General features: G+C 71.6%; 10 protein-coding genes. All 10 read left to right on the forward strand.

Features of this window, described 5'->3' with window-relative positions:
- The first annotated feature begins 112 nt into the window (after positions 1-112).
- The 10 genes from ACZ7LU_RS04775 to ACZ7LU_RS04820 all read left to right on the forward strand — a co-directional run bounded on the left by ACZ7LU_RS04775 (position 113) and on the right by ACZ7LU_RS04820 (position 13,114).
- Complete coding sequence (locus ACZ7LU_RS04775) at positions 113-2,587, forward strand: PQQ-dependent sugar dehydrogenase (RefSeq protein ID WP_468712525.1); 2,475 nt, start codon at positions 113-115, stop codon at positions 2,585-2,587.
- Between the two features lie 16 nt (positions 2,588-2,603).
- The gene (locus ACZ7LU_RS04780) at positions 2,604-3,992 is read left to right on the forward strand and encodes a ThuA domain-containing protein (protein WP_471915695.1); all 1,389 of its coding nucleotides are present in this window, start codon (positions 2,604-2,606) and stop codon (positions 3,990-3,992) included.
- Between the two features lie 151 nt (positions 3,993-4,143).
- A complete protein-coding gene (locus ACZ7LU_RS04785) occupies positions 4,144-5,331 on the forward strand; it encodes an inositol-3-phosphate synthase (protein WP_471915696.1) in 1,188 nt (395 codons plus the stop codon).
- A gap of 238 nt (positions 5,332-5,569) precedes the next feature.
- Positions 5,570-6,766, forward strand: a complete 1,197-nt coding sequence (locus ACZ7LU_RS04790) for an SCO3242 family prenyltransferase (protein ID WP_471915697.1) — start codon at positions 5,570-5,572, stop codon at positions 6,764-6,766.
- Positions 6,763-7,764 (forward strand): sugar phosphate isomerase/epimerase family protein, encoded by a 1,002-nt coding sequence (locus ACZ7LU_RS04795; RefSeq protein WP_471915698.1) that lies wholly within the window; start codon positions 6,763-6,765, stop codon positions 7,762-7,764. Before ACZ7LU_RS04790 ends, ACZ7LU_RS04795 begins: the two co-directional genes overlap by 4 nt.
- Positions 7,761-8,444, forward strand: coding sequence for an EboA domain-containing protein (locus ACZ7LU_RS04800; RefSeq protein ID WP_468712518.1), 684 nt, complete (start codon positions 7,761-7,763; stop codon positions 8,442-8,444). Before ACZ7LU_RS04795 ends, ACZ7LU_RS04800 begins: the two co-directional genes overlap by 4 nt.
- Before the next feature lie 8 nt (positions 8,445-8,452).
- Complete coding sequence (locus ACZ7LU_RS04805; protein ID WP_471915699.1) at positions 8,453-9,304, forward strand: TatD family hydrolase; 852 nt, start codon at positions 8,453-8,455, stop codon at positions 9,302-9,304.
- A 3-nt stretch (positions 9,305-9,307) separates the two neighbouring features.
- Positions 9,308-10,477, forward strand: coding sequence for a metabolite traffic protein EboE (gene eboE, locus ACZ7LU_RS04810; protein ID WP_471915700.1), 1,170 nt, complete (start codon positions 9,308-9,310; stop codon positions 10,475-10,477).
- Positions 10,474-11,850 (forward strand): nucleotide pyrophosphatase/phosphodiesterase family protein, encoded by a 1,377-nt coding sequence (locus ACZ7LU_RS04815; RefSeq protein WP_471915701.1) that lies wholly within the window; start codon positions 10,474-10,476, stop codon positions 11,848-11,850. The genes eboE and ACZ7LU_RS04815 overlap by 4 nt, the downstream gene beginning before the upstream one ends.
- 148 nt (positions 11,851-11,998) lie before the next feature.
- Positions 11,999-13,114, forward strand: a complete 1,116-nt coding sequence (locus tag ACZ7LU_RS04820) for a sugar phosphate isomerase/epimerase family protein (RefSeq protein WP_471915702.1) — start codon at positions 11,999-12,001, stop codon at positions 13,112-13,114.
- The last annotated feature ends 2 nt before the right edge of the window (positions 13,115-13,116 follow it).

The raw sequence follows: 13,116 nt of genomic DNA on the forward strand, positions 1-13,116 counted from the left end.
AAACGTGGCTACCGTCCCTGAGGTGTACAGGACATGAGTGGTCCGGGGTGACGGCGCACCCCGGCGCACGGCGCACACACCCCGTACGACCGTCCCCCTTCGGAGGAACACCGTGCACAGGAAACGCCCGAGACTCCGCAGCACACTCGCCCTGCTCACCGGCACCGTGCTCACCGGCGCCACCCTCACCTTCGCCGTCCCGCAGGCCGGCGCCGCCCCGGCGGACCCGCCCGCGACCGCCGCCCCCGTCGCCGAAGACTTCCAGCAGGTCACCCTCGCCAAGGGGGAGCCCGAGACGGGCGAGCCGATGACGCTCTCCGTGCTCCCCGACCGCTCGGTCCTGCACACCTCCCGCGACGGCACGCTCCGCCTCACCGACGCGGCGGGCAACACCAGGATCGCCGGGAAGATACCGGTCTACACGCACGACGAAGAGGGCCTCCAAGGCGTCGCCATCGACCCCAAGTTCAGCGAGAACCGCGCGATCTACCTCTACTACGCGCCGCCGCTGGACACCCCCGCGGGCGACGCCCCGGAGAACGGCACGGCCGAGGACTTCAAGAAGTTCGACGGCGTGAACCGCCTCTCCCGCTTCGTCCTCAAGGCCGACGGCACCCTGGACAACGCCAGCGAGAAGAAGGTCCTCGACGTCCCGGCCAGCCGCGGCACCTGCTGCCACGTCGGCGGCGACATCGACTTCGACAAGGAAGGCAACCTCTACCTGTCGACGGGCGACGACTCCAACCCCTTCGCCTCCGACGGCTTCACCCCCATCGACGAGCGGCCGAACCGCAACCCCGCCTTCGACGCCCGGCGCAGCGCCGGCAACACCAACGACCTGCGCGGCAAGATCCTGCGCATCAAGGTCGCCGCCGACGGCAGCTACACGGTCCCCGACGGCAACCTCTTCGCCAAGGGCACCGAGAAGACCCGCCCCGAGATCTACGCGATGGGCTTCCGCAACCCCTTCCGCATGAGCGTCGACAAGCCGACCGGCATCGTGTACGTCGGTGACTACGGGCCCGACGCCGGCGCGGCCGACCCCAAGCGCGGCCCCGCCGGGCAGGTCGAATTCACCCGCGTCACCAAGCCGGGCAACTTCGGCTGGCCCTTCTGCACCGGCAAGAACGAGCCCTACGTCGACTACGACTTCGCCACCGGCACCTCCGGCGCCACCTTCGACTGCGCCGCCCCCAAGAACGACTCGCGGCACAACACCGGACTGACCGAGCTGCCGCCCGCGCAGGAGGCCTGGATCCCCTACGACGGCGGATCCGTCCCCGAGTTCGGCACCGGCTCCGAATCCCCGATGGGCGGACCCGTCTACCGCTACGACGCGGCGAACACCTCCCCGGTGAAGTTCCCCGAGGCGTACGACGGCGACTACTTCGCCGGCGAGTTCGGCCGGCGCTGGATCAAGCGCATCGAGCACGGCTCGGACGGCACGGTCAAGTCCATCAACCCCTTCCCCTGGACGGGCACCCAGGTGATGGACATGGAGTTCGGCCCCGACGGCGCCCTCTACGTCCTCGACTACGGCACGGCCTGGTTCGGCGGCGACGAGAACTCCGGCCTCTACCGCATCGAGAACGCCACGGACGGCCACTCCCCGGTCGCCGAGGCCAGCGCGTCGGTGACCAGCGGCCAGGCCCCGCTGCGCACGAAGTTCACCGCCAAGGCCACGGACGCCGACGGCGGGACGCTGACGTACGCGTGGGACTTCGGCGACGGCGGCAAGTCCACCCAGCAGAACCCCACGTACACGTACAAGAAGAACGGCGTCTACACGGCGACCGTGACCGTCAAGGACTCCACCGGCCGCACCGGCTCGGCCAGCGCGCACATCACCGTCGGCAACACCGCGCCCAAGGTCACCCTGGAACTGCCCGGCGACGGCCAGCTGTTCACCTTCGGCGACAAGGTGCCCTTCAAGGTGAAGGTGACCGACCCGGAGGACGGCCCGGTCGACTGCGCCAAGGTCAAGGTCACCCACATCCTCGGCCATGACAGCCACGGCCACCCGGTCACCTCGGCCAACGGCTGCGAGGGCACCATCCAGACGTCGGCGGACGGCGAGCACGACCCGAACGCCAACATCTTCGGGGTCTTCGACGCCGAATACACCGACAAGGGCGCGAATGGGCAGCCCGCGCTGACCACCCACGACCAGAACGTCGTCCAGCCCAAGCACCGCCAGGGCGAGCACTACGGCGACTCCAAGGGCGTCTCCATCGTCAACCACACCCCGGCGCACGGCGGCAAGACCGTCGGCGACATCCACAACGGCGACTGGATCTCCTTCAAGCCGTACATCCTCGGCAACGCCACCAAGCTGACCGCACGGGTCGCGTCGGCCGGGTCCGGCGGCACCCTTGAGGTGCGCAGCGGCTCCGCCGGCGGCAGGCTGCTGGGCAGCGCGAAGGTGACACCGACCGGCTCGTGGGAGACGTACGTCGACGTGAGCACGGCCATCAGGAAGCCGCCGACGAAGACCACCACGCTCTACCTGGTCTTCAAGGGCAAGGGCGCGGGCTCGCTCTACGACCTGGACGACTTCACCTTCACCACCAGCTCCAGCTCCGGCTGAGGAAGGGGCGAGCACCATGCGCAGACGCGCACGGCTCATGACCGCGACCGCGGCCGCCGCACTGCTCATCGGGTGCGTGTCGGGCCCCGCGGCCTCCGAGCCAGGGCCGGACCGTGAGGGCGAGCGGGTCCTGGTCTTCTCCAAGACCGCGGGCTTCCGGCACGACTCGATCCCCACCGGCATCGAGACCGTCAAGGAACTCGGCGCCGAGGGCGGCTTCGCCGTCGACGCGACGGAGGACGCGGGCGCCTTCACGGCCGCCAACCTGGCCAAGTACGACGCCGTGGTCTGGCTGTCGACCACCGGGGACGTCCTGAACGCCACGCAGCAGGGAGCCTTCGAGCGGTACATCCGCGGTGGCGGCGCCTACGTCGGCGTGCACGCCGCGGCCGACACCGAATACGACTGGCCCTTCTACGGCGGGCTCGCGGGCGCCTACTTCCAGTCGCACCCCGCGATCCAGCGCGCGAAGGTCCACGTCGAGGACCACGCGCACCCGGCGACCTCCCACCTGGGCACCGGGAGCTGGGACCGCACCGACGAGTGGTACAACTACCGCGCCAACCCCCGGGCCAAGACCCACGTCCTCGCCTCGCTCGACGAGACGTCGTACACGGGCGGCACGATGTCGGGCGACCACCCGATCGCCTGGTGCCAGAGCGACTACCAGGGCGGCCGCTCCTTCTACACCGGCGGCGGCCACACCAAGGAGTCCTACGCCGAACCCGCCTTCCGGCAGCACCTGTTGGGCGGCATCCGCTGGGCTGTCGGCGCGGCCCAGGCCGACTGCCGGCCCGAGAAGGGCTACACCCCGCTCTTCGACGGGACGGCGGCCTCGCTGGAAGGCTGGAAGCAGGCAGGCCCCGGATCGTTCGCACTGGACGAGGACGACGGAACGCTCACGACCGTCGGCGGCATGGGCATGCTCTGGTACGACCGGCGGGAACTCGGCTCCTACTCCCTGAAGCTCGACTGGCGCATGCGCGGCGACGACAACTCCGGGATCTTCGTGGGCTTCCCGCCCTCCGACGACCCCTGGTCGGCCGTGAACAACGGCTACGAGATCCAGATCGACGCCACGGACGTCCCCGCGAAGACCACGGGCTCCGTCTACGGCTTCAAGTCCGCCGACCTGAAGAGACGCGACAAGGCACTGAACCCGCCCGGGGAGTGGAACACCTACGAGATCCGCGTCGAAGGCGAACGCCTTCGCGTCTACCTCAACGGAATCAAGATCAACGACTTCACCAACACCGACCCGGCGCGAAGCCTGCGCCAAGGACACATCGGCATCCAGAACCACGGCGACGCCGACGAGGTCTCCTTCCGGAACATCCGGGTGAAGGACCTGCCGGCCCGCCGCTCCGGAACACCCGCACCGACCGTCTCGGAAGCGGGCCACTAGACGGCGGCGGGCGGAGGACGCCGGACCTCCGCCCGCCGTCTTGCACCGTGCATCGCGCCCCGTGCACCGCACGCCACACACCGGACACCGTGCACCGCGCTCTGTCCGTCCAACTCGGGTACGAGCTCTTGAGCCATGGCAGGAGGCAGCCGTGTCCACATCCGCGACCTCTACATCAGCGACCGCTACATCCACGCCCTCTACTTCCCCCCTCGGGACGTCGCCCGTCGGGCCCACCGGCGTGTGGCTGATCGGGGCACGCGGCTCGGTCGCGACTACGGCCGTCGCCGGCTGTGCGGCGGTGGCCGCCGGACTGCACGCCCCCACCGGCATGGTGACCGAAACCCCACCCTTTCTGGACCGCGGACTGCCAACGTTGTCGTCGCTCGTCTTCGGCGGCCACGACACCACGAGCTGCCCCCTGCCCAAACGCGCCGAGGAACTCGCCGCCGGCGGCGTCCTGCCGCACAGCCTCCCCTCGGCGGTGCGCGCCGAACTCGCCGCCGCCGACGCCGAAATCCGCCCCGGCGGCCCCCAGCCCGGCGACTCCCGCAGCGACGAGGAACTCATCGACGCCTTCACCGCCGACCTCCGCGACTTCGTGCACCGCCGCGGACTGGCCCGCGCGGTGGTCGTGAACGTCGCCTCCACCGAACCTCGCCCCACGGACGACGACGCGCGACTGCCCGCCAGCTCCCTCTACGCGGCAGCCGCCCTCCGCGCCGGCTGCCCCTACGTCAACTTCACCCCCTCCACCGGCCTGCACCACCCCCGCCTCACCGAGGCGGCACGCGCCTCCGGCCTTCCGTACGCCGGCCGGGACGGCAAGACCGGCCAGACCCTTCTCCGTTCCGTGCTCGGCCCGATGTTCGCGCAGCGGGCACTCGCCGTGCGCGCCTGGTCGGGCACGAACCTCCTGGGCGGCGGGGACGGCGCCGCCCTGGCCGACCCGGCGGCCGCCGCCGCGAAGAACGCGGGCAAGGAACGCGTCCTCGCCGACACGCTGGGCACCGCCCCCGAAGGCGAGGTCCACATAGACGACGTCCCCTCCCTCGGCGACTGGAAGACGGCCTGGGACCACATCGCCTTCGACGGTTTCCTCGGCACCCGCATGGTCCTCCAGACCACCTGGCAGGGCTGCGACTCGGCTCTCGCCGCCCCCCTGATCCTGGACCTCGCCCGCCTCACATCCCGCGCCCACGAACGAGGCCTCTCCGGCCCTCTCCCCGCCCTCGCCTTCTACTTCAAGGACCCGGACCCCGGCGCTCCCGCCGCCCTGGGCGACCAGTTCACCTCCCTCTTGGGCTTCGCGGAGCGGTTGGGGGAGGGGGACCGATGAGCGGGTGGTGGGGGAGTGGGGGCGTTGTCTCGTGGGGTGGGGAGCTTGGGCTTAGGAGGGTGCGCCCTGGGCGGAGGGGCGCGGGCCCCGGGCCGGGTGGTCGCGGCGTGGTGCGTGCCGCGCAGCGGCGTCCGACGCTGGGGTGCCCCCGCGTCGCTTTCGGGGGTGCGCGCCTTGAGTTGGAGGGTGCGCGCCCTGCCTTCGAGGGCGCGGGCGCCGTGCCGACGAGTGAGGCCGCATGAACACCGCACACGGCGCCGCCCGCGCCTGGGCCGAACTCCTCCGACTGCCCGCCTTGTTCACCGTCCCCGGCGACGCCCTCGCCGGGGCGGCGACAACCGGCCTGCGTCCCAATCACCGCACCCTCCTTGTCATCGGTTCCTCTCTCTGTCTGTACGAGGCCGGCATGGCCCTCAACGACTGGGCGGACCGCGCCGAGGACGCCGTCGAGCGCCCCGAACGCCCCCTGCCGTCCGGCCGCATCACCCCACCCGCGGCCCTTGCCGCCGCGACCGCCCTCACCGTCACGGGCCTGGCCCTCGCCTCCCGCGCGGGCCGTCCCTCCCTCACGATGGCGAGCGCCCTGGCCGGCACGGTGTGGGCCTATGACCTCGGCCTCAAGCACACGCCCGCAGGACCGGTAGCCATGGCCGCCGCGCGCGGCCTCGACCTGCTCCTCGGCGCGACCGCCACCGCGGGCCCCGGGCACGGCCCGAGCGCCAAGGCCGCCGCCCCTTCCGCCGGAGTCCTCGCCGCCCACACCCTCGCCGTCACCGTGGTCTCCCGCCGCGAGGCCCAGGGCGGCTCCTCGACCGCCCCCTTGGCCGCCTTGGCGGCGACGGCTGTACTGGCAGGGCTGGTGGGAGGTGGCCTCGGCGGTGGGGGCGAGCCTGGCGGCGGGGTGCGGCTGGGTGGCGAGGGTGTGGGCGGCAGCGGGGGTGGCCTCGGCAGCTGGGGGCCGCCCGGCGGTGAAGGTGGGCCCGCCAGCGGGAGTGGTCGAGGCGGTGGCCGGAGCGGTGCGCGAGGTATCTTCTGGGGCGGTCGGAGTGATTTACGTGGCCGTGAGGGCGGCCTCCGGCGCGAGCTGAGCGGTCGGAACGCTCGGCGGCATCTCCGCCCCGGCCAGTTCGGCCAGCTCGGCCAAGGAGGCTTCCCGGACGGTCAAGGCGTCGGCGCCACCCTCCGCGCTGGCGGTCAGGCCCTCCGAGGCGCCCTCGCCCTCGCCTACGTCGGGACCGCCGCCAAACCCCTCTTCCACGCCGTCCTCAATCCGTCACCTCCCCTCACACAGCGGGCCGTCGGCGGCGGGATCCGCGCCATGATCCCGCTGCAGGCCGCCCTGGCCGCCCGCGCCGGCGCCGCGGGCACCGCCCTGCTGACCGCGGCCCTCGCCCCCGCCGCCCGCAAGTTCGCACGGAAGGTGAGCGTCACATGACGGGTATGGCCCCACGCCACCCCCACCCGGCCGACGGGCTCCGCTTCGGCTACGGCACCAACGGTCTCACCGACCTCCGCCTCGACGACGCCCTCGGGCTCCTCGCCGACCTCGGCTACGCGGGCGTCGGCCTGACCCTCGACCACATGCACCTCGACCCCCTCGCCCCCGATCTCGCCGCCCGCACCCGACAGGTGGCCCGCAGGCTCGACCACCTCGGTCTGACCGCCACCGTCGAAACGGGCGCCCGCTATGTCCTCGACCCGCGCCACAAGCACGGCCCCTCCCTCCTGGATCCCGATCCGGAACGGCGCACCGAACGTGTCCGCCTCCTCGTCCGCGCCGTCCAAGTCGCCGCCGACCTGGGCGCCCATGCCGTGCACTGCTTCAGCGGCATCACCCCGGCGGGCACCTCGGACGACACCGCGTGGCAGCGCCTCGCCGACGCACTCGGCCCCGTGCTCGACGCCGCGTCCGGTGCCGGCGTCCCGCTCGCGGTCGAGCCCGAACCAGGTCACCTCCTCTCCTCCCTCGCCGACTTCCACCGCCTGCGCCACGAGCTCGACGACCCCGACGCCGAGCTGCTCGGACTCACCCTCGACATCGGTCACTGCCAGTGCCTCGAACCACTCCCTCCCGCGGACTGCGTGCGCGCCGCCGCCCCCTGGCTGCGACACGTCCAGATCGAGGACATGCGCCGCGGAGTCCACGAACACCTGCCCTTCGGCGACGGGGAGATCGACTTCCCGCCCGTCCTCGAAGCACTGGCAGCCGTCGGCTACCAAGGGCTGACCGTCGTCGAACTGCCCCGCCACTCCCACGCGGGCCCCGACCTCGCCACCCGCTCCATCGACTTCCTGCGCCGCGCCACATCCGTCGCCCCGGTGGCGGCCACCACCGGCACTGCCGCCGCTGCTCCCGCTACACCTCCTGCTCCTGCTCCTGCTCCTCACGCTGCCGCTGCCGCTGCCGCTCACGCCGAAGGAGGTAACCCGTGACCGAGACCCCCGGGATCGCCGCCCTCCGAACCCGCCTCGAGGCCGATCTCGGCGGAGCCGCCCGCGCCTGGCTCGACCAGGCCACCGCCGAGGCCGCCGCCCACGGGGGACGCTCCGAGCAGGAGAGGCAGGGACCCCTCGCCACATGGGAGTTGCGGTTCGCCGAGGCCGGACGACGCTGCGGCGCCGACCACGCCGACGCGGCCCGCATCCTGCTGCTGCACGCCGCGAACGCGACCCCGGCCACCCTCGCCCGTGTCTACGCCCACGGCACCGCCGACGAACGCCGTGCCGTCCTCCTGGCCCTGCCCGACCTGGTGCCCGGCCCCGAAGCGCTGCCCCTGGTCGAGGACGCCCTCCGCACCAACGACACGAGGCTCGTCGCCGCCGCCGTCGGCCCCTACGCCGCCGCCCACCTCGCCCCGCACGACTGGCGCCACGCCGTTCTCAAGTGCCTGTTCACCGGAGTCCCCGTGGACGCCGTCGCCGACCTGCCCAGGCGCGCCCGAGGGGACGGCGAACTCGCCCGCATGCTCGGCGACTACGCGAGTGAGCGGACGGCGGCCGGCCGTGCCGTCCCCGGTGACCTGCACCGCGCCCTGCGTCTGACCGCCCCAGAGTCCCCCGAGCCGCCCTCGGCCCCCACGGGCCTCGCGGGCCCTCCGTCCGGCGAGGAGTAGGAGTCCTGATGCGTATCTTCGATCCCCACATCCACATGACGTCCCGTACCACTGACGACTATCAGGCGATGTATGCCGCAGGTGTCCGCGCGGTCGTGGAGCCCGCCTTCTGGCTCGGTCAGCCCCGCACCTCGCCCGCCTCCTTCTTCGACTACTTCGACTCCCTCCTCGGCTGGGAACCCTTCCGCGCGGCGCAGTACGGCATCGCCCACCACTGCACGATCGCCCTCAACCCCAAGGAGGCGAACGACCCGCGCTGCACGCCCGTCCTCGAGGAACTGCCCCGCTATCTCGTCAAGGACAACGTCGTCGCCGTCGGGGAGATCGGCTACGACTCCATGACGCCGGCCGAGGACACCGCGCTCGCCACCCAGCTGCAGCTCGCCGCCGACCACGAGCTGCCCGCTCTCGTGCACACCCCGCACCGCGACAAGCTCGCGGGCCTGCGCCGCACGATCGAGGTCGTCCGCGAGTCCGCCCTGCCCATGGACCGCGTCCTGATCGACCACCTCAACGAGACCACCGTCAAGGAGGCCAAGGACAGCGGCTGCTGGCTGGGCTTCTCCGTCTATCCCGACACCAAGATGGACGAGGAACGGATGGTCGCCATCCTGCGAGACTTCGGACCCGACCGGGTACTGATCAACTCCGCCGCCGACTGGGGCAAGAGCGACCCCCTCAAGACCCGCAAGGTCGCCGACGCCATGCTGGCGACCGGGTTCGGCGAGGACGACGTGGACCTCGTCCTGTGGCGCAATCCCGTGGCCTTCTACGGCCTCAGCGGCCGGCTCCGGCTCGACGTGCGGGAACCGGACACGACGACCCACGAGGGGAACTCCATCCTGCGCGGCGGGGCGTGAGCCATGCGCTTCCGGCACCCCGACGGCTCCACCGTCCACCTCGCCTACTGCACGAACGTCCACCCCGCCGAGACCCTCGACGGCGTGCTCGCCCAGCTCCGTGACCACTGCGAGCCCGTGCGCAAACGGCTCGGCAGGGACCGCATCGGCATCGGTCTGTGGCTCGCCAAGGACGCCGCCCACGCTCTCGTCACCGACCCCGCCGCGCTGCGCGGCCTGCGCACCGAACTCGACCGGCGCGGCCTCGAAGTCGTCACGCTCAACGGCTTCCCCTATGAGGGCTTCGGCGCCGAACAGGTCAAGTACCGCGTGTACAAGCCGGACTGGACCGACCCGGAGCGCCTCACCCACACCACCGACCTGGCCCGGCTGCTCGCCGCCCTGCTCCCCGACGACGTCACCGAAGGCACCATCTCCACCCTGCCGATCGCCTGGCGCACCCCCTTCGACGACCTCCGTGCCGAGGCCGCCCGCACGGCCCTCACCGCGCTCGCGCAACGCCTCGACGCCCTCGCCGAACTGACCGGCCGCTCCATCCGCATCGGCCTCGAACCGGAACCCGGCTGCACCGTCGAGACCACCGCCGACGCCATCGCCCCGCTCACCGCGGTCGGCCACGACCGCATCGGTGTCTGCGTCGACACCTGCCACCTCGCCACCTCCTTCGAGGACCCGGGTGACGCCCTCGACGCTCTCGCAGCCGCGGGCATCCCCGTCGTCAAGTCGCAGCTGTCCGCCGCGCTCCATGCCGAACACCCCCACCTCCCCGACGTACGCGAGGCACTCGCCGCCTTCGACGAACCCCGCTTCCTCCACCAGACCCGAACCCTGACCGGCACCGGCCTGCGCGGCACCGACGACCTCGGCGAAGCACTCACCAAGGACGCCCTGCCCGACACGGCGCCCTGGCGCGCCCACTTCCACGTCCCCCTGCACGCCGCTCCCGCCCCGCCGCTGACCTCCACGCTCCCCGTGCTCCAGGACGTCCTGACCCGGCTCGTCGGCGGCTCCGTCCCCCTCACCCGCCACCTCGAGGTCGAGACCTACACCTGGCAGGCCCTCCCGCCGGCACTGCGCCCGCGCGGCCGCCCGCAGCTCGCCGAGGGCATCGCCGCCGAACTCGCCCTCGCCCGCGACCTCCTGACCGACCTCGGCCTCAAGGAACTCCCATGACCCCGACCCCCTTGCTGGTTCTTGACGTCGTCGGCCTCACCCCGCGCCTCCTCGACCACATGCCCCGCCTCAAAACGCTCGGCCAGTCCGGGTCCCGAGCACCGCTCGGCACCGTCCTGCCCGCGGTCACCTGCGCCGCCCAGTCCACCTTCCTCACCGGCACCACCCCCGCCGAGCACGGCATCGTCGGCAACGGCTGGTACTTCCGGGAACTCGGCGACGTACTCCTGTGGCGTCAGCACAACGGCCTCGTCGCCGGGGACAAACTGTGGGACGCCGCCCGCCGCGCTCATCCCGGCTACACCGTCGCCAACATCTGCTGGTGGTATGCCATGGGCGCCGACACCGACTTCACCGTCACCCCCCGGCCCGTCTACTACGCCGACGGCCGCAAAGAACCCGACTGCTACACCCGGCCACCGGCCCTCCACGACGAACTCACCGAGAAACTCGGCACGTTCCCCCTCTTCCACTTCTGGGGGCCCGGCGCGGACATCGTGTCCAGCCGCTGGATCGTGGACGCCACCCGGCACATCATCGACACCCGCCACCCCGACCTGGCCCTGTGCTACCTCCCTCACCTCGACTACGACCTGCAGCGCTTCGGCCCCGACGACCCGCGCTCCCTCCAGGCGGCCGCCGACCTGGACGCGACCCTCGCCCCGCTCCTGGACGATGCGAAAGCAGAGGGCCGCACTGTCGTCGCGCTCTCTGAGTACGGCATCACCCGGGTGAACCGGCCCGTCGACATCAACCGGACACTGCGCCGCGCGGGCCTGCTGGAGGTACACACCCAGGACGGCATGGAGTACCTCGACCCGATGGCGTCCCGAGCCTTCGCCGTCGCCGACCACCAGATCGCCCACGTCTACGTCCGTCGCCCGGAAGACCTCGACGCCACGCGCGCCGCCCTCAAGGACGTCCCCGGCATCGAGCAGCTCCTCGACGACGAGGGAAAGAAGGCGCACCACCTGGACCATCCCCGCTCCGGTGAACTCGTCGCCGTCGCGGAGCCGGATGCCTGGTTCACGTACTACTACTGGCTCGACGACGCCCGCGCGCCCGACTTCGCGCAGCTCGTCGAGATCCATCGCAAACCCGGCTACGACCCCGTCGAGCTCTTCATGGACCCCGAGGACCCCTACGTCCGCGTCAAGGCCGCGGGCGCGCTGGCCCGCAAGAAGCTCGGCATGCGCTACCGCATGGCGGTCGTGCCCCTGGCCCCGTCACCTATTCGCGGCAGCCATGGCCGCCTCCCCACGAGCGAGGACGAAAGTCCGCTCATTCTGTGCTCCACCCCCCGCGCTGTCAGCGGCCGCGTCGCGGCCACCGATGTGAAATCGCTCCTGCTCGACCTCGCGGGCCTGCGGTGACGACCGCCTGTCCGCGCCGCTGAATCTGCTTGATCTCCACTGAACCAGAAGGCTCGGGCCCTGCCATCAGGGTCCGACCCTCAGTGATCCCCGATCCATTCTTCGAACCCATCCCTGACGCGACCCCGAGCCAGCCGAGGAGAACCGCATGATCCGTAAGCCATCCTCCACCGACCCCGGTTCCGATCCTGAACTCGCCCGCAGACTCAGCCGACGCGGCATGCTCGGTGTGGCCGCCGGTGCGACCGCCGCGGCCCTCGTCGGCACGGCCGCACCGACGGCCGCAGCGTCGACCGGCCCGACCGCTTCAAGCGGCTCGACCGGCTCGACCGGCTCGACCGCGCCGGCCGGCTCGGGGAAGGGCCGCGGGCGCCCCGTCCTGCCGCCCGGCCGGCTCGGCATTCAGCTCTACAGCCTCCGCGACAAGGTCTCCACCTTCGGATTCGCCCCCGTCTTCGCGGAGTTGGAGAAGTACGGGTACGACGAGATCGAATTCGCCGGCTACACCCAGGGTTCGGCAGGCGCCATCACACTCGCCCAGCTGAAGGCGCTGGCGCGGGACCACGGTCTGCGTCCCATCGGCTCCCACGTCGGCTACTACGCCGACAACAACCCCAACGCGTACACGTTCGCGCAGAACCTCACCAAGGTCCTCGACGACGCCGAGGCCCTCGGCCTGAAGCACATCGGCACCGCGTCGGGACCCTTCCGTTACGGCACCACCGTCGACGCCTGGAAACGTGCGGCGGAGGACTTCAACACGTACGGCGAAGCGGCCCGCAAGCGCGGCATGAAGTTCTACCAGCACAACCACGCCGAAGAGTTCTCCTTCGCCACCGACAAGCCGAAGGTCCGCCTCTACGACGTGCTGCTCGCCGAGACCGACCCCGACTTCGTGTACCTGGAGATGGACATCTACTGGGCCTACAGCGCCCAGTTCCGGTTCGGCAAGCGGCCCGACGGCACCCCCGCCCCCTTCGACCCGCTCGACTACGTACTCAAGCAGCCCCACCGATACCCGTTGTTCCACGTCAAGGACGGCATCCGCGACGAGACCACGCGCGACGGCTACCGCATGACGGACGTCGGCGACGGCGACATCGACTACAAGAAGTTCCTGTCCAAGGTGACCGCACGCACCCACCACGGCAAGCGCTACCACCACTGGCAGACCGAGCACGACAACCCGGCGGAGTCCTACGCCTTCGCGCGCAAGTCCAGCGAGCACCTGCACTCACTGCGCACCGGCCGCTGCGGCGACTGACC

It is taken from the genome of Streptomyces sp. NPDC039462 (genome assembly GCF_055639375.1).

Bases quoted from the DNA above. Each gene is read 5' to 3' on its own strand.
- ACZ7LU_RS04780 (WP_471915695.1), top strand. From the start codon at position 2,604: ATGCGCAGACGCGCACGGCTCATGACCGCGACCGCGGCCGCCGCACTG.
- ACZ7LU_RS04795 (WP_471915698.1), top strand. From the start codon at position 6,763: ATGACGGGTATGGCCCCACGCCACCCCCACCCGGCCGACGGGCTCCGC.
- eboE (WP_471915700.1), top strand. From the start codon at position 9,308: ATGCGCTTCCGGCACCCCGACGGCTCCACCGTCCACCTCGCCTACTGC.
- ACZ7LU_RS04820 (WP_471915702.1), top strand. From the start codon at position 11,999: ATGATCCGTAAGCCATCCTCCACCGACCCCGGTTCCGATCCTGAACTC.
- ACZ7LU_RS04805 (WP_471915699.1), top strand. From the start codon at position 8,453: ATGCGTATCTTCGATCCCCACATCCACATGACGTCCCGTACCACTGAC.
- ACZ7LU_RS04815 (WP_471915701.1), top strand. From the start codon at position 10,474: ATGACCCCGACCCCCTTGCTGGTTCTTGACGTCGTCGGCCTCACCCCG.
- ACZ7LU_RS04790 (WP_471915697.1), top strand. From the start codon at position 5,570: ATGAACACCGCACACGGCGCCGCCCGCGCCTGGGCCGAACTCCTCCGA.